14 protein-coding genes are annotated in these 14,740 nt (G+C 60.0%); 11 read left to right on the forward strand and 3 right to left on the reverse strand.

The features are described 5' to 3' along the window. The first annotated feature begins 64 nt into the window (after positions 1-64). Positions 65-244 (forward strand): YegP family protein, encoded by a 180-nt coding sequence (locus ACR0KJ_RS08970; protein WP_480626484.1) that lies wholly within the window; start codon positions 65-67, stop codon positions 242-244. A 35-nt stretch (positions 245-279) separates the two neighbouring features. Here ACR0KJ_RS08970 and ACR0KJ_RS08975 read toward each other — a convergent pair whose 3' ends face one another. Continuing rightward, positions 280-1,503, reverse strand: a complete 1,224-nt coding sequence (locus ACR0KJ_RS08975; RefSeq protein ID WP_480626485.1) for an argininosuccinate synthase — start codon at positions 1,501-1,503, stop codon at positions 280-282. Between the two features lie 142 nt (positions 1,504-1,645). On the opposite strand from ACR0KJ_RS08975, the gene ACR0KJ_RS08980 reads away from it, so the two are divergent. Both ACR0KJ_RS08980 and ilvA read left to right on the forward strand, forming a co-directional pair. Beyond that, positions 1,646-2,413, forward strand: coding sequence for a hypothetical protein (locus ACR0KJ_RS08980; protein ID WP_480626486.1), 768 nt, complete (start codon positions 1,646-1,648; stop codon positions 2,411-2,413). A 59-nt stretch (positions 2,414-2,472) separates the two neighbouring features. Continuing rightward, positions 2,473-3,699 carry a threonine ammonia-lyase IlvA gene (ilvA, locus tag ACR0KJ_RS08985; protein WP_170520933.1) on the forward strand — a complete coding sequence of 409 codons (1,227 nt, stop codon included), beginning with the start codon at positions 2,473-2,475 and terminating at the stop codon, positions 3,697-3,699. On the opposite strand, the gene ACR0KJ_RS08990 is transcribed toward ilvA, so the two are convergent. Continuing rightward, on the reverse strand, positions 3,696-4,025 hold the full coding sequence (locus tag ACR0KJ_RS08990) for an Hpt domain-containing protein (RefSeq protein WP_170453378.1): 330 nt from the start codon (positions 4,023-4,025) through the stop codon (positions 3,696-3,698). The genes ilvA and ACR0KJ_RS08990 overlap by 4 nt on opposite strands. A 158-nt stretch (positions 4,026-4,183) precedes the next feature. Between ACR0KJ_RS08990 and ACR0KJ_RS08995 the strand changes: the two genes are divergently transcribed. Further along, positions 4,184-5,455 carry a SpoIIE family protein phosphatase gene (locus ACR0KJ_RS08995; RefSeq protein ID WP_170453379.1) on the forward strand — a complete coding sequence of 424 codons (1,272 nt, stop codon included), beginning with the start codon at positions 4,184-4,186 and terminating at the stop codon, positions 5,453-5,455. Here ACR0KJ_RS08995 and ACR0KJ_RS09000 read toward each other — a convergent pair. Further along, positions 5,452-5,895 carry an NUDIX hydrolase gene (locus ACR0KJ_RS09000; RefSeq protein ID WP_170453380.1) on the reverse strand — a complete coding sequence of 148 codons (444 nt, stop codon included), beginning with the start codon at positions 5,893-5,895 and terminating at the stop codon, positions 5,452-5,454. The two genes, ACR0KJ_RS08995 and ACR0KJ_RS09000, sit on opposite strands and share 4 nt — an antisense overlap. Positions 5,896-5,971: 76 nt before the next feature. On the opposite strand from ACR0KJ_RS09000, the gene hslO reads away from it, so the two are divergent. The 7 genes from hslO to ACR0KJ_RS09035 all read left to right on the forward strand — a co-directional run bounded on the left by hslO (position 5,972) and on the right by ACR0KJ_RS09035 (position 14,728). Further along, positions 5,972-6,958 (forward strand): Hsp33 family molecular chaperone HslO, encoded by a 987-nt coding sequence (gene hslO, locus ACR0KJ_RS09005; RefSeq protein WP_170520939.1) that lies wholly within the window; start codon positions 5,972-5,974, stop codon positions 6,956-6,958. After that, positions 6,933-7,547 carry a CoA pyrophosphatase gene (locus ACR0KJ_RS09010; RefSeq protein ID WP_480626487.1) on the forward strand — a complete coding sequence of 205 codons (615 nt, stop codon included), beginning with the start codon at positions 6,933-6,935 and terminating at the stop codon, positions 7,545-7,547. Before hslO ends, ACR0KJ_RS09010 begins: the two co-directional genes overlap by 26 nt. Beyond that, positions 7,544-8,698 (forward strand): CCA tRNA nucleotidyltransferase, encoded by a 1,155-nt coding sequence (locus ACR0KJ_RS09015; protein ID WP_480626488.1) that lies wholly within the window; start codon positions 7,544-7,546, stop codon positions 8,696-8,698. Before ACR0KJ_RS09010 ends, ACR0KJ_RS09015 begins: the two co-directional genes overlap by 4 nt. Before the next feature lie 192 nt (positions 8,699-8,890). Then, the gene (locus ACR0KJ_RS09020) at positions 8,891-10,729 is read left to right on the forward strand and encodes an ABC transporter ATP-binding protein (RefSeq protein ID WP_480626489.1); all 1,839 of its coding nucleotides are present in this window, start codon (positions 8,891-8,893) and stop codon (positions 10,727-10,729) included. Next, complete coding sequence (locus tag ACR0KJ_RS09025; protein ID WP_170520946.1) at positions 10,726-12,558, forward strand: ABC transporter ATP-binding protein; 1,833 nt, start codon at positions 10,726-10,728, stop codon at positions 12,556-12,558. Before ACR0KJ_RS09020 ends, ACR0KJ_RS09025 begins: the two co-directional genes overlap by 4 nt. Positions 12,559-12,697: 139 nt before the next feature. Next, positions 12,698-13,927 (forward strand): class I SAM-dependent RNA methyltransferase, encoded by a 1,230-nt coding sequence (locus ACR0KJ_RS09030; RefSeq protein WP_480626490.1) that lies wholly within the window; start codon positions 12,698-12,700, stop codon positions 13,925-13,927. Positions 13,928-13,942: 15 nt separating this feature from the next. Beyond that, a complete protein-coding gene (locus ACR0KJ_RS09035; RefSeq protein ID WP_170453387.1) occupies positions 13,943-14,728 on the forward strand; it encodes an ion transporter in 786 nt (261 codons plus the stop codon). Positions 14,729-14,740 lie beyond the last annotated feature (12 nt).

A 14,740-nucleotide genomic window follows, 5' to 3' on the forward strand; every position in this document is an offset into this window, starting at 1 on the left:
TGCGGCGTCCTAGCAGGTTCCGGCACTTCCGTCGGGGCCGCGGCAACATAGTGGAGACACGAGAATGTATTACGTTCTTTATAAAGACTCTGCCGGGTACTGGCGATGGACGCTGAAAGCTTCCAACCACGAACCCATTGCTGTTTCGTCTGAGAGTTATGTGCGCAAAGCGGATGCTGAGCACGGCATTAATCTTACGAAATCAGCATACAATGCTCCTGTTCACGAACAACAGGCGGCGTAAGAAATAGGGGTGGGCAGCAAGCGCTGCCCATTTCTTTAGCTTGTTCTACGATCCCGCGCCGCCAGCAGTTTCAGGCGCAGCGCGTTCAACTGGATAAAGCCCGCCGCATCGGTCTGGTCATAGGCACCGGCGTCTTCCTCAAAGGTCACATGTGCCTCGGAATAGAGCGAATGATCCGACCAGCGGCCCACGGTCGAGGCCAGACCTTTGTACAGTTTCACCCGCACGGTTCCGGTGACATGTTCTTGCGATTTGTCGATGGCGGCCTGCAGCATCTCGCGCTCGGGGCTGTACCAGAAACCGTTATAGATCAGTTCCGCATATTGCGGCATCAGCTGGTCTTTCAGATGCATCGCGCCGCGGTCCATGGTGATGGATTCGATGCCGCGATGCGCCTCCAGCAGGATGGTGCCGCCGGGGGTTTCGTAGATACCGCGCGATTTCATGCCCACGAACCGGCCTTCGACCAGGTCGAGACGACCAATACCGTGCTTACCGCCATATTCGTTCAGCTTGGTCAGGATGGTCGCGGGGCTCATCGCCTCGCCATTGATGCTGACCGCGTCGCCTTTTTCAAAGCCGATCTCGATGAACTCGGGCTGATCGGGCGCGTCCTCGGGATGGACGGTGCGCTGATAGACGTAATCGGGCGCCATATCGGCGGGGTCTTCCAGAACTTTACCCTCGGACGAGGTGTGCAGCAGGTTAGCATCGACCGAGAACGGAGCTTCACCGCGTTTGTCCTTGGCAATCGGGATCTGGTTCTGTTCCGCAAATTCCAGCAGCTTGGTACGGCTGGTCAGGTCCCATTCGCGCCACGGTGCAATGACCTTGATGTCGGGGTTCAGCGCGTAGGCGGCCAGTTCAAAGCGCACCTGATCGTTGCCTTTGCCGGTCGCGCCATGGGCCACGGCATCGGCCCCGGTCGCTTGCGCAATCTCGACCAGACGTTTCGAAATCAGCGGGCGCGCGATCGAAGTGCCCAGCAGGTACAGCCCTTCGTACTGCGCATTGGCGCGGAACATCGGGAAGACGAAATCGCGGACGAATTCCTCGCGGATATCCTCGATATAGATGTTTTCGGGCTTGATCCCCAGCAGCTCGGCCTTTTGACGGGCGGGTTCCAGTTCCTCGCCCTGACCCAGATCGGCGGTGAAGGTGACGACCTCACAACCATACTCGGTCTGCAGCCATTTCAGGATGATCGAGGTATCAAGGCCACCGGAATAGGCCAGAACAACTTTCTTGGGCGCGGACATCTGACTTCCCCTTATTCGTAAGACGATTGGCCCCTAACGGGTTTTGAACGCGGGGGCAAGTTATGTGCGTTGACCACGTCCGGGAATTAGGGTGAAACGAGACGATAGAGAACAAGAATTGGTTGAGAGGCGCGGTTTTCGGATGTTGGGCTGGAAGATCTTTGTGCATTCGGTGCGGATGGTTTTGGGCAATTTCAAGCAGGCCTTGCAGATCGGTCTCGTCCCGGTCGCTCTCTGGTTCGGCGGTGCAATTGTCGTGTTTGTCGCTGCGAGTATTTTGCTGAGGATGATGTCCCCCGGGGGGCCGGAAAATGACCTGTTTTCATCAGGGAATGCAACGATCTTCCTAGTCCTGATCGTGATCTGGATTGGCATGCTGATCACGGCATGTTGGATCGTTGTCGAATGGCACCGATTTGTATTGCTGGCCGAATACCCGACGGGATGGATTCCGCAGTTCCGGGTTGATCGCGTGTTGTCCTATGTCGGCCACGGGTTTTTGTTGGGTCTTGCCGCCGTTATCCTGTTGATACCAGTCGCGATTGCCTCTGGCATTGCCTCATCAATGTCTCAGTCGTCGGGCATTGTTGTGCTGGGTCTTGGGGCGCTGGGCGTAATCGTCTGCCTGTACCGGCTGGTCGTGTTGCTGCCAGCTGCCGCGATTGGTCAGCCCCTGACGTTCAAACAGGCATGGGACGCGACCCGAGGTGCCGAGGGCGCGATCTTTGTTTTGCTGATCGTGTCCGGGCTTATTCAGGGTGCGGTGAACCTTATCACAGCGCCATTGATGGGTGTTTCGATTGTCGGAGCGCTGGTTGTTTTTGCAGTCACGTTGATCCTCTACCTTATCAATGTCAGCATCCTGACCACGATGTACGGTGTTTTCGTCGAAAAACGCGAACTCTCCTGACCGCCCGTACACATATGTATTCCTTGCCCTTTTAGCCGGGATGGGTCAGTGAAACGGTCATGAGTGATTTCATGACCCGCGCCCGTGCCGCCGAACAGGCGATGCGCACTGTTTTCCCTGCAACGCCGCTGCAGCGGAATGCGCATCTGTCCGACCGTTATGGCGCCGATATCTGGCTCAAGCGCGAAGATCTCAGCCCGGTGCGGTCCTACAAGATTCGCGGTGCGTTCAATGCCATGCGCAAGCAGCAGGGGCAGGACCTGTTCGTCTGCGCCAGCGCCGGCAATCACGCGCAGGGCGTGGCCTTCATGTGCAAGCATCTGGACGTCAAAGGCGTGATCTTCATGCCGGTGACAACCCCGCAGCAGAAGATCCAGAAGACCCGCATCTTTGGCGGCGACAATATCGAGATTCACCTGACCGGCGACTATTTCGATGACACTCTGGCCGCCGCGCAGGCCTGGTGCGCGCAAAAGGGCGGGCATTTCCTGTCGCCCTTTGACGATGAAGATGTGATCGAAGGACAGGCCTCATTGGCGGTCGAGATCGAGGAACAGCTTGGCGGTGTACCCGATCATCTGCTGTTGCCGGTGGGCGGCGGCGGTATGTCGGCGGGCGTAGCAACGTGGTTCGGCGATCGCACGCATTGCCTGTTTGTCGAACCTGCGGGCGGGGCGTGCCTGCGCGCGGCTTTGGCGGCGGGGCATCCGGTGTCACTGGATCAGGTGGATACGTTTGTGGACGGGGCCGCCGTTGGCCGGATCGGCGCGAAACCCTTTGACCTGCTGCGCTCTCGCCATTTGTCAGATGTTCTGGTGATGTCCGAGGATCGCATCTGCGCCACCATGATCGAAATGCTGAATGTCGAAGGCATCGTTTTGGAACCCGCCGGGGCGCTGGCGGTCGAGGCGGTGGGCGATGTGCAAAGCTTTGTCCGGGGCAAGACGGTGGTCTGCGTTACCTCAGGTGGTAATTTCGACTTTGAACGCCTGCCCGAGGTCAAGGAGCGGGCTCAGCGCTATTCCGGGGTCAAAAAATACTTCATCCTGCGCCTGCCGCAGCGCCCCGGCGCGTTGAAAGAGTTCCTGAACATCCTCGGCCCCGAGGATGACATCGCCCGATTCGAATACATGAAGAAATCGGCCCGCAACTTCGGCTCGGTCCTGATCGGCATCGAAACCCGCAAGCCCGAGAATTTCATGCGCCTGTTTGCGCATCTTGATGAGGCCGGGTTCACCTATACCGACATCACCGAGGATGAGACCCTGGCGCAGTTTGTGATCTAGGTCAGGTTCCGGGCCAGATCCGCCTGAAACACCGATTTGGATGCGTCATAGACGGACAGGATTTCGGACAGATCCACCTCGGCCGCATGACCGGCTGCGGCGCGCCGCTCACCATCCTGACAGAGTCTTGAGAACTGGTCGAACCCAAGGCTCAGCGCGCTGCCTTTCAGGAAATGCAGGTTCTGTTCCAGCTCAAGCCGCTGGGTATCGGCGTGCAGGCGGGCGATGACCTCTTGCACCTCATCCAGAAAGATCTGGATAACCTCGTCAAACTCATCCGCGCCGACCTCGTCCCGCAACTGTCTGACTCGGGGCCAGTGGATCATTGTCATCCTCCTGCATCGGATTGGGCTGACCCTTGGTAACTCGGTACGGGTAAATGTCGGGTTAAACTCCGAGGGGCCCGAGGGCCTTCACCTGATGTTAAACCCCCGGGCGATACGGTCACCCTGTCCCGGTCAGAGGAACAGCATGGGGTTGCAGAGTGCCAGCGGCAAATCTTGAGGAAACCAGATCGGATCTGGATTTCGGCGCGATCCGAAAGGTGCTGGTTGTGGATGACAGCCGCCTGCAACGTCGGATTCTGGTTGCCTCGCTCAAGAAATGGGGCTTCGAGGTGCTTGAGGCCGACACTGGCGAAGCCGCTATCGAGTTATGCGCCCGGTCCGTGCCCGATCTTGTGCTCAGCGATTGGGTCATGCCGGGGATGAGCGGGCTGGAGTTCTGCCGCGCCTTCCGCGCGCTTGAGGCCGAGCATTACAGCTATTTCATCCTGTTGACCTCAAAAAGCGAAAAGCAGGAGGTCGCGCGCGGCCTTGATGCCGGGGCCGATGATTTCCTGATCAAACCGCTTGAGGCCGATGAACTGCGCGCCCGTATATCGGCAGGGGCGCGAATTCTGGATATGCAGCGCGAATTGTCCGAAAAGAACCGGCTGATCGAATCCGCCTTGGACGAGTTGAAGCTGGCACATGACGCTATCGACAAGGACCTGATGCAGGCCCGCAAGATTCAGGAATCGCTGGTGCCTGAACTGACGCAGACATTCGGCAAATCCCGCGTCAGTCTGTTGTTGAAACCCTGCGGTCATATTGGTGGTGATCTGGTGGGCATGTTCTCACCCGGTCCAAACCGGCTGGGTTTCTACAGCATTGACGTGTCGGGCCATGGCATCACCTCGGCCATGATGACGGCGCGGCTGGGTGGCTATCTGTCCAGCAAGCATTTCGATCAGAACGTGGCGATGGAGCGTCGTTTCGATAAATTCTACGCCCTGTTGCCGCCGGATGAGGTGGCCGGGATGCTGAATATGCGGTTGATGGCGGATGCCGGTATCGAGGAGTACTTCACGATGGTTTACGCCATCGTCGATCTGCGCAACGGGCATATGAAGCTGGTACAGGCCGGGCACCCTCACCCGTTGGTTTTGCGCAAGGATGGCAGCACCGAGTTTCTGGGCGAAGGGGGGCTGCCAATCGGGTTGATCTCGGACGTGTCGTTTCAACAGATCGAAACCCAACTGCATCCGGGGGATCGGCTATTGCTGTATTCCGATGGGTTCACCGAATGCCATCTGGCAGAGGGCGGATTGCTGGAAGAGGAGGGTTTGCGCGACATGGCCCTCGACTGCGCCACCGGGCGCGGTGGGTCCGAATTTCTGGACGATATGTTCTGGCGCCTGACACAGCTCATGTCGCCCGAGGACGGTATGGGTGATGACGTGTCGGCGGTGTATTTCGAATATAACGGCCCCTAAAGGCGGCCAAGATGCAGGTTGGCAAAGTGGCGATCACCGTCATTGCCCAGCAGTTCCACCGCATCCGCGGTGTCCATCCAAAGCGCCTCGTGAATATCTTCGGTCGGCGGACCCATGCGGCGGACCGGGCGGGCACGATAGATCAGGCAGACCTTCTCGGCCCACAGGTCATATTCCGGCATATAGGTGAACCGGCGAAACGCCCCCACGCGTTCCGGTTTGGCGATGCGCCAACCTGTTTCCTCATAAACCTCGCGGTGCAGCGCGGTGACAGGCGATTCGCCTGGGTCGATCCCGCCGCCGGGCAGTTGCAGATCCGGGCCCGGTTCGGTCTGGCAGGTCAGCAGCAGGCTTCTGCCGCGCGGCAGCAAAGCGTAAACACCAACCCTTTGGGTGTATCTGCGCCCGGGTTCGGGGGTTTCGCCAAACCGTCTGATCATGTATGGCCCCTTACAACCCAATCTCTGCGACCTATATGGTGCCGGTATGCCAACCCTTGGCGTGTAAGGAAACCCCATGTCTCTTGGAACAAAAATCGCGTGGGACGATACCGTCCTGCCCTTTCAACTCGATGTATCGGATATGCGCGGGCGCGTGGCCCGTCTGGATGGCGTGCTGGACGGCATCCTGAAGCAGCATGACTACCCCGAACAGGTTGAGGCTTTGGTGGCCGAGATGGCCCTGCTGACCGCGTTGATCGGCCAGACCGTTTCGTTGCGCTGGAAACTGTCCTTGCAGGTGCAATCCAAGGGCGCGGTGCGGATGATCGCCACGGACTACTACGCGCCGAAGGTCGAGGGCGAACCGGCCCGCATCCGGGCCTATGCCAGTTTCGACCGGGATCGCCTGACAGATTCCGCCCCCTTCGATCAGGTGGGCGAGGGGTATTTTGCGATCATGATCGATCAGGGCGAAGGCACCCAGCCCTATCAGGGCATCACCCCGCTGGCCGGAGGCTCGATAAGTGCCTGCGCCGAGGCGTATTTTGCCCAGTCGGAACAATTGCCGACGCGATTCTCGCTGAGCTTCGGCAAATCGACCGAGCCGGGTGTGGGCGAACATTGGCGCGCGGGCGGTATCATGTTGCAGCACATGCCCAAAGCCTCGCCCTTTGCGGCCTCGGGCGAGGGTACCGGCGAGATCCTGACCGCAAATGATCTGGTTGATGGCGAAGAGGGCGAGAACTGGGGCCGTGTCAACATCCTGCTGGATACGGTCGAAGATCTTGAGATGATCGGCCCTTCGGTCGCGCCCACCGACCTTTTGGTTCGCCTGTTCCACGAGGAAGGGCCGCGCGTCTATGACGCGCAGGCGGTGCAGTTTGGCTGTACCTGCTCCGAGGAACGTGTGCGCCAAAGCCTGTCGATCTATTCGGCCAAGGACATCGAAAAGATGACCACGCCCGAAGGGCAGGTGACAGCCGATTGTCAGTTCTGCGGGGCCCACTATGTGCTCGATCCCGCAACGGTTGGATTTGATGCAGAAGACGCCAGCGGTGCATGACCTTACCGCCCGCATTGCTGCGGCCTTGCGTCGTCCGGGTGACGGGTCCAGCGATTTTGACCTGAACCCGGAAACCGTGCTTCCGCCCGGGCGCAAATTGCGTCCGGCGGGGGTGTTGGTGCCGATCCTGCTGACCGGCGATGAACCGCATCTGATTCTGACCAAACGATCATCCGCCCTGAAACACCATCCCGGTCAGATCGCCTTTCCGGGTGGCAAGCAGGATGAAGGGGATGTGGACATCACCGCCGCAGCCTTGCGTGAGGCGCGCGAGGAAATCGGCCTGCCGCCCGATCTGCCCGAAGTGATCGGGTTTTTGCCGGAACATGAAACCGTGACCTCGTTTTCGATGACCCCGGTGGTTGCCGTCGTCCGGCAGGGGTTTGACCCCGTGCCCGAACCCGGCGAAGTCGATGAGGTTTTCTCGGTTCCGCTTGCACATGTGCTGGACCCTGCGAATTATGTGATCGAGTCGCGCAGATGGCGGGGTCAGCGGCGCAGGTATTACGCCGTGCCCTATGGCCCCTATTACATCTGGGGCGCGACCGCCCGCATATTGCGCGGGTTGGCAGCACGGGTGAGTGAATGAAGCAGATCAGCGCGGCCTGGGTTTCAGATCCAGCAACTCAGAGGGTTTGCGCGGCCCTGACCAAAGGCGGGGCGCAGGCCCTGTTTGTCGGGGGCTGCGTGCGCAATGCCCTGCTGGGCGCGCCGGTCTCGGATATCGACATTGCGACCGATGCGCTGCCGAACCGGGTGGTTGAGCTGGCACAGGCCGCAGGCCTCAAGGCGATTCCGACCGGGATTGACCATGGTACAGTCACCGTGGTCTGCGATCACATCCCGCATGAGATCACCACCTTTCGCCGCGACGTGGAAACCGACGGCCGCCGGGCTGTTGTCGCCTTTTCCGACAAGGTCGAGGAAGACGCAGCGCGGCGCGATTTCACCATGAATGCGATTTATGCGCGGCCCGATGGCGCCGTGTTAGACCCGCTTTCGGGCCTGCCCGATCTTGAGGCACGCCGCGTGCGCTTCATCGGAACCGCCCAAAACCGTATCCGCGAGGATTACTTGCGCTCGCTGCGGTATTTCCGGTTTCATGCCTGGTATGGCGATGCCGAGGCCGGGTTCGATGCGGATGCTTTGGCGGCGATTGCGGACAATCTGGACGGCCTGTCCACCCTGTCCCGCGAACGCGTCGGGGCCGAGTTGCTGAAATTGCTGGCTGCGCCCGATCCGGCCCCGTCAGTTGCTGCGATGCGCAGCGCCGGCGTTCTGGCGCGTCTGTTGCCCGGCGCGAATGACCGCGCGCTTGCGCCCTTGGTGGCGATTGAACAGGCCGCAGGGGCCGAACCCGAGCCAGTGCGCCGCCTTGCCGCCATCGCCACACCCGAAGACGCCGCCACCCTGCGCCTCAGCCGGTCTCAATTGCAACGGCTGACCCGAATGCGGGACGAAGCACAGGCACCGACCAGCGTGGCTGAACTGGGCTATCGATACGGGGATGAGGGCGGCCTGCACGAAACCCTGTTGCGCTGCGCGTTTCTGGAACAACCATGGTCCGACGACCTGAGGACCCAGTTGCACAGCGGCGCAGCCGCGCGCTTTCCGATCAAGGCGGCCGATCTGATCCCCGATTTCACCGGCCCCGCGCTGGGCCAAAAACTGGCCGAGCTTGAGGCGCGCTGGATTGCCTCCGGCTTCACCCTGACCCGCGAGGATTTGCTGACCGGCTGACGGGAAGTCTCAAAAGGGGATGACAAACCAACGGGTTTGTGGTTACGTGCGCCTGTCACATGGATGGAGGAATGCGAATGTATTACGGGATCTGGTTCGGCTAAAGCCGGGACACTTGCCCCGTAAAGGGTGGTGTTCAGGCGCCATTCTTCTTCGCACGTCTTTTGTTTTGCTCAATCGGAGCACGCTTCCATGTTTCGCTATTTCGAAAACCTTGTTGACCCTTTTGTCGCCTATCATGAGACCGACACGCCGCCGACGCGGCTGTGGCCCTTCATGCTGGAATACTCGCGGCCATTCTTCCGCGTGTTCGTATGGGCAACGCTGCTGTCCATTGTTGTCGCTGGGGTCGAGGTCGGCCTGATCTACTACATGGGACGCGTTGTGGACCTGCTTGGCGGGTCTCCGGCCAATGTATGGAAGGAACACGGGACAGAATTGCTGTTGATGGCTGCGTTTATCCTTTTGTTGCGGCCAATTTTGCACATTCTGGACGTGCTTGTGATCAACAACGCGATCCTGCCTCAGTATGGCACTCTGTTTCGCTGGCGGGCCCACAAGCACGTTCTGCGCCAGTCGGTTAGCTGGTTTGAAAACGACTTTGCCGGGCGCATCGCCAACCGGGTCATGCAGACCCCGCCCGCCGCTGGCGAGGTGGTGTTTCAGGTTTTCGACGCGATTTCTTTCTCGCTGGCCTATCTGGTCGGGGCTGCAATCCTGCTTATGGCCGCAGACACGCGGCTGTTGTTGCCGCTGCTGATCTGGTTTGCGCTTTATGTCGTGCTGGTCAACTGGGCGGTTCGGCGCGTCGGTCCGGCGTCACAGGCCGCGTCAGATGCGCGCTCAACTGTGACGGGCCGCGTGGTGGACAGCTATACCAACATCCACTCGGTCAAGATGTTCGCGCATGCCGATCAAGAGATGGACTACGCGAAGGAAGCGATTTCCGAAACGCGTCGCACCGTTCAGGTCGAGATGCGGATTTTCACCATCATGGACGCCATTCTGGTCGTGCTGAATGGGTTCCTGATCGTGGGTGTAGTCGGCTGGGCCATCGTTCTGTGGATGCAAGGCCAAGCCTCAGTTGGTGTAGTGGCGGCGGCGACCGCCCTGACTCTGCGCTTGAATGCCATGACCGGATGGATCATGTGGGCGCTGACCAGCCTGTTCCGCCAGCTTGGCGTTGTGGCCGAGGGTTTGGAGACAATTGCGCAACCGATCCAATTGCTGGATGCACCTGATGCAAAGCCATTACAGCTGGGCAAAGGTGAGATCGAAATTCGCGACCTGTCGCACCATTATGGCCGTGAAACCGGTGGTCTGGATCACATCAACCTGACCATCCATCCGGGTGAAAAGATCGGCCTGATCGGGCGGTCCGGTGCGGGGAAATCGACCCTAGTTAAGCTGCTTTTGCGGTTTTACGACGTTGAACGCGGTGCGATTTTGATCGACGGCCAGAACATCGCGGGTGTCACACAGGACAGCTTGCGCAGTCATATCGGGATGGTCCAGCAGGACAGCGCATTGCTGCATCGATCGGTGCGCGACAACATCCTCTATGGTCGTCCCGACGCGACCGAAGAACAGATGGTTGCCGCAGCAAAACAGGCCGAAGCGCATGAGTTCATTCTGGACCTGCAAGACCCGCAGGGCCGCACCGGCTATGACGCCCATGTGGGCGAGCGGGGCGTTAAGCTGTCCGGCGGTCAACGGCAACGGGTAACTCTGGCACGGGTGATTCTGAAGGACGCGCCAATCCTGTTGTTGGACGAAGCGACATCCGCCCTAGATTCCGAGGTCGAAGCGTCGATTCAGGAAACCCTCTACGGCATGATGCAAGGTAAAACCGTGATCGCCATTGCTCACAGGCTCAGCACCATCGCACAGATGGACCGCATTCTGGTGATGGATGCCGGTCGCATCGTCGAAGAGGGCGCGCATTCCGACCTTTTGGCGCAGGGTGGCCTTTACGCGCAGTTCTGGGCGCGGCAATCTGGCGGCTTCATGAACCCGGAGGCCGCGGAATGAGGGTTGCTGACCTCATAAACCCGTTCAAAAACATCGAAACGCCCCCACCGCAGACGTTGGGGGCGTTCATTCGCTGGAGCCTGTCCGGCGCCTGGCCCATGCTGTTTGTCGCGGCCTTCTTCTCGGCCACCGCTGGCGCGATGGAGGCGGTCACGGCCTGGATTCTGGGCGAGGTGATCGATGTCGCAACCTCCAGCGGCCCCGAAAACTTTCTGACCGCCGAGAACATGTGGATGATCTTCGCAGCGGTGGTCTTTTTCATGCTGCTGCGTCCGATCCTGTTTGGCCTCTCGTCGGTGTCGAACAACTATATCGTCATGCCCAATATCCCACCTTTGGTTCTGGCCAAGCTGAACCGCTGGACGCTGGGCCAGTCGGTGACCTATTTCGACGATGATTTCGCCGGGCGGATCGCCCAGAAGCAGATGCAAACGTCCAACGCCATGGCCTCGGTCGTCTCGGAAACGATCAGCGCGATTGTGTTTGCGTTGGCTTCATTGGTCGGTTCTTTGCTTTTGTTAGGGTCTATTCATCCGCTGGTGATGCTGCCCTTCGCCGGCTGGTTGGCGGTCTATTTTCTGCTGGTTCGCTGGTACTTGCCGCGCATTCGCAAGCTGTCGGGGGCTCGGGCCGGGGCACGGGCGATGGTGTCGGGACAGGTCGTTGACACGATCACCAACATCAAAACGGTCAAGCTGTTCGCCCATTCCGCGTTCGAGGATCAGGCCGCGCGTGATTCGATGGTGGAACTGCGCGAGCGGTCGCTGGATTTCGGCAAACTCTCTGCCAGTTTCCGTTTCATCCTGATGACATTGGCTGGCGTTTTGCCCGTGCTACTGCTGGGCGCGACCCTGTGGCTGTGGCAGTTCGGCATGGCAACCGCTGGCGATATCGTGGCCGCAGGTGCTGTTTCGATCCGGATCGCGCAGATGACCGGTTGGGTCAGTTTTACGCTGATGGGCCTTTACGCAAATGTCGGTGAGATCGAGAACGGGATGAAGACACTGGCCAAGCGCGACCGGGTCGAGGATGCCGCGCAGGCCACGGACTTGGTGGTGACCGAAGGTGGCATCGCCTTTGACGCGGTCAGCTTTGCCTATGGCCGCGATATCGGCGGTGTGGCCGACCTGAATCTGACCGTCAAACCGGGTGAGAAACTGGGCATCGTCGGCGCGTCCGGGGCAGGGAAATCGACGCTCGTGTCGCTTCTGCTCAGGCTCTATGACGGGGAAAACGGCGCTATTCGCATCGACGGGCAGGACGTGTCGCAGGTGACGCAGGACAGTCTGCGCCGTCAGATCGGCATGGTCACGCAGGAAACCGCGATGTTCAACCGTTCGGCCCGTGAGAATATCCTCTATGGTCGCCCGGATGCGTCCGAGGCGGACATGATCGAAGCCGCCGAAAAGGCCGAGGCGCATGAGTTCATTCTGAGCCTTGAAGATGCGCAGGGTCGCAAAGGATACGATGCGCATCTGGGCGAGCGTGGTGTGAAGCTATCCGGTGGTCAGCGGCAGCGGATCGCCTTAGCCCGCGCCATCCTGAAAGACGCGCCAATTCTGGTGCTGGACGAGGCGACATCGGCACTGGATTCCGAAGTTGAGGCTTCGATCCAAACCGCGTTGCATCGGGTCATGCAGGGCAAAACCGTTCTGGCGATCGCGCACCGCCTGTCAACTCTCAGCGAGATGGACCGGATCGTTGTTCTGGATCACGGGCGGATCGTTGAAACCGGCACGCATGAGGCGCTTTTGGATCAGGGCGGGCTGTATGCGCGGTTCTGGCATCGCCAGTCGGGCGGGTTCATTCAGGCTGAAGCTGCGGAATAGGGGCCTTTGCGGTTCTTGAACCAAACAGCATCGAAATGCGCGTTCGACCGAAGGGAGAGGCAGCGTATTGCGATCCAAAGTAAACGCAAAGTGCCCTAGGGGGTTTTGTTGCGGGCAAACCGCCGTTATCAGCCACGTCATGACGCAGACCTTCACCATAATCCGCCTGGGGCATCAGGGCGACGGTATCGCCGATGGCCCCGTCTATGCGCCGCGAACCTTACCCGGTGAGGTGGTGAGCGGTACTCTGCACGGTCAGGTTCTGACCGATATCCGGGTGGACAGCCCATCCGATCAGCGCGTGAAGGCCCCATGTCGGCATTACAAGGCCTGCGGTGGGTGCCAATTGCAGCATGCCTCAGACGCGTTCGTGGCCGACTGGAAGGTTGCGGTGGTGCGCAACGCGCTGGCCGCGCAGGGGCTCGATGCCCCGATGCGGCCCATTCACACGTCGCCCGATCGGTCCCGTCGTCGGGCGACGATTGCCGTACGGCGGACGAAAAAGGGCGCGCTGGCCGGATTTCACGGACGGGCGTCGGACACGATCACCGATATCCCGGATTGTCACCTGCTGGACCCCGCATTGATCGCCGCCATTCCGGTGGCCGAGGCTTTGGCCCTGTTGGGTGGCAGCCGCAAGGGTGTGCTGGCTGTGACGCTGACCCTGTCCGAGGGCGGGCTGGATGCGGCGGTCAAAGGCGGTAAACCGCTGGACGGCCCGCTGGAGCTGGTTCTGGCGCAAGAAACCGAGAAACACGGGCTGGCAAGGCTCAGCTGGGATGGCGAGGTGATCGCGATGCGGCAGGCCCCGTCGCAGCGGTTCGGACCGGCCGCAGTCACGCCCCCGCCCGGGGCGTTTTTGCAGGCGACAAAGGACGGAGAGCAGGCTCTAACACAGGCTGTTTTGGAGGCAACTCAAGGGGCAAAGCGGGTCGTCGACCTGTTTGCAGGCAGCGGCACATTCTCACTGCCACTGGCGCAGATGGCCGAGGTTCATGCGGTCGAGGGCGAGGCCGAGATGACGCAAGCCTTGGATCAGGGCTGGCGCAGCACGACCGGTCTGAAACGCATCACGGTCGAGGCGCGCGACCTGTTTCGCCGCCCCTTGATGCCGGATGAATTAAAGCCGTTCGACGCCGTTGTTCTTGACCCACCCCGCGCCGGGGCCGAGGCACAGGTGGCAGAACTGGCGCAGGCACGCCCAGCGGTCATTGCCTATGTCTCATGCAATCCGGTCACCTTTGCGCGCGATGCCAAAGCGCTTGTCGATGCGGGCTATACCCTTGAATGGGTGCAGGTCGTTGACCAATTTCGGTGGTCGTCACATACGGAACTGGCCGCGCGGTTCGTGCTGAACCCCGCATCCTAAGGAGACAGGCAAGGCATGGGGTCCAAACAGCGTTTGCTGAACATTATCGAGGCACCGGCTTTTGGTCGGTTCATCACCGGCGTCATCATCTTCAATGCGATTCTGTTGGGGATGGAAACCTCGCCCGTGCTGATGGAAGCTGCAGGCCCGCTGATCGTGACGCTCGACAAGTTGTGCCTAGCGATCTTTGTCGCCGAAATTGCGATGAAGCTGATCGCTACCGGGCGTAACTTCTTCAAAAGCGGCTGGAACCTGTTTGATTTTCTGATCGTGGGCGTTGCCCTTGTCCCCAGTGCGGGTGGCCTGTCCGTGTTGCGGGCGCTGCGAATCCTGCGGGTTCTGCGCGTGATCTCGGTCGCGCCGCGACTGCGCCGGGTGGTCGAAGGGTTCATCTCGGCCCTGCCGGGCATGGCCAGCGTATTCCTGCTGATGGCGATCCTGTTCTATATCGGCGCGGTGATCTCGACCAAGCTGTTCTCGTATTCCTTCCCGGACTGGTTCGGCGATCTGGGTCTGTCGGCCTATACGCTGTTCCAAATCATGACACTGGAAAGCTGGTCCATGGGCATCGTGCGCCCGGTGATGGAGGTTTATCCCTACGCCTGGCTGTTCTTTGTGCCCTTCATCATGGTCACCACTTTTGCTGTGGTGAACCTGCTGGTCGGTCTGATCGTGAATTCGATGCAGGATGCGCACCATGCCGAGGATGAGGTGAAAACCGACGCCTACCGGGATGAGGTGCTGGAACGGCTGGAAGCCATTGAACAACGGCTTATTCAGCAATCAAACATCAAAAAGTGATTTCAGTTTTTT

This window comes from Ruegeria sp. AD6, from assembly GCF_056542325.1.

Bases quoted from the DNA above. Each gene is read 5' to 3' on its own strand.
- ACR0KJ_RS08970 (WP_480626484.1), top strand. From the start codon at position 65: ATGTATTACGTTCTTTATAAAGACTCTGCCGGGTACTGGCGATGGACG.
- ACR0KJ_RS08975 (WP_480626485.1), bottom strand. From the start codon at position 1,503: ATGTCCGCGCCCAAGAAAGTTGTTCTGGCCTATTCCGGTGGCCTTGAT.
- ACR0KJ_RS08980 (WP_480626486.1), top strand. From the start codon at position 1,646: ATGTTGGGCTGGAAGATCTTTGTGCATTCGGTGCGGATGGTTTTGGGC.
- ilvA (WP_170520933.1), top strand. From the start codon at position 2,473: ATGAGTGATTTCATGACCCGCGCCCGTGCCGCCGAACAGGCGATGCGC.
- ACR0KJ_RS08990 (WP_170453378.1), bottom strand. From the start codon at position 4,025: ATGATCCACTGGCCCCGAGTCAGACAGTTGCGGGACGAGGTCGGCGCG.
- ACR0KJ_RS09000 (WP_170453380.1), bottom strand. From the start codon at position 5,895: ATGATCAGACGGTTTGGCGAAACCCCCGAACCCGGGCGCAGATACACC.
- hslO (WP_170520939.1), top strand. From the start codon at position 5,972: ATGTCTCTTGGAACAAAAATCGCGTGGGACGATACCGTCCTGCCCTTT.
- ACR0KJ_RS09010 (WP_480626487.1), top strand. From the start codon at position 6,933: ATGCAGAAGACGCCAGCGGTGCATGACCTTACCGCCCGCATTGCTGCG.
- ACR0KJ_RS09015 (WP_480626488.1), top strand. From the start codon at position 7,544: ATGAAGCAGATCAGCGCGGCCTGGGTTTCAGATCCAGCAACTCAGAGG.
- ACR0KJ_RS09020 (WP_480626489.1), top strand. From the start codon at position 8,891: ATGTTTCGCTATTTCGAAAACCTTGTTGACCCTTTTGTCGCCTATCAT.
- ACR0KJ_RS09025 (WP_170520946.1), top strand. From the start codon at position 10,726: ATGAGGGTTGCTGACCTCATAAACCCGTTCAAAAACATCGAAACGCCC.
- ACR0KJ_RS09030 (WP_480626490.1), top strand. From the start codon at position 12,698: ATGACGCAGACCTTCACCATAATCCGCCTGGGGCATCAGGGCGACGGT.
- ACR0KJ_RS09035 (WP_170453387.1), top strand. From the start codon at position 13,943: ATGGGGTCCAAACAGCGTTTGCTGAACATTATCGAGGCACCGGCTTTT.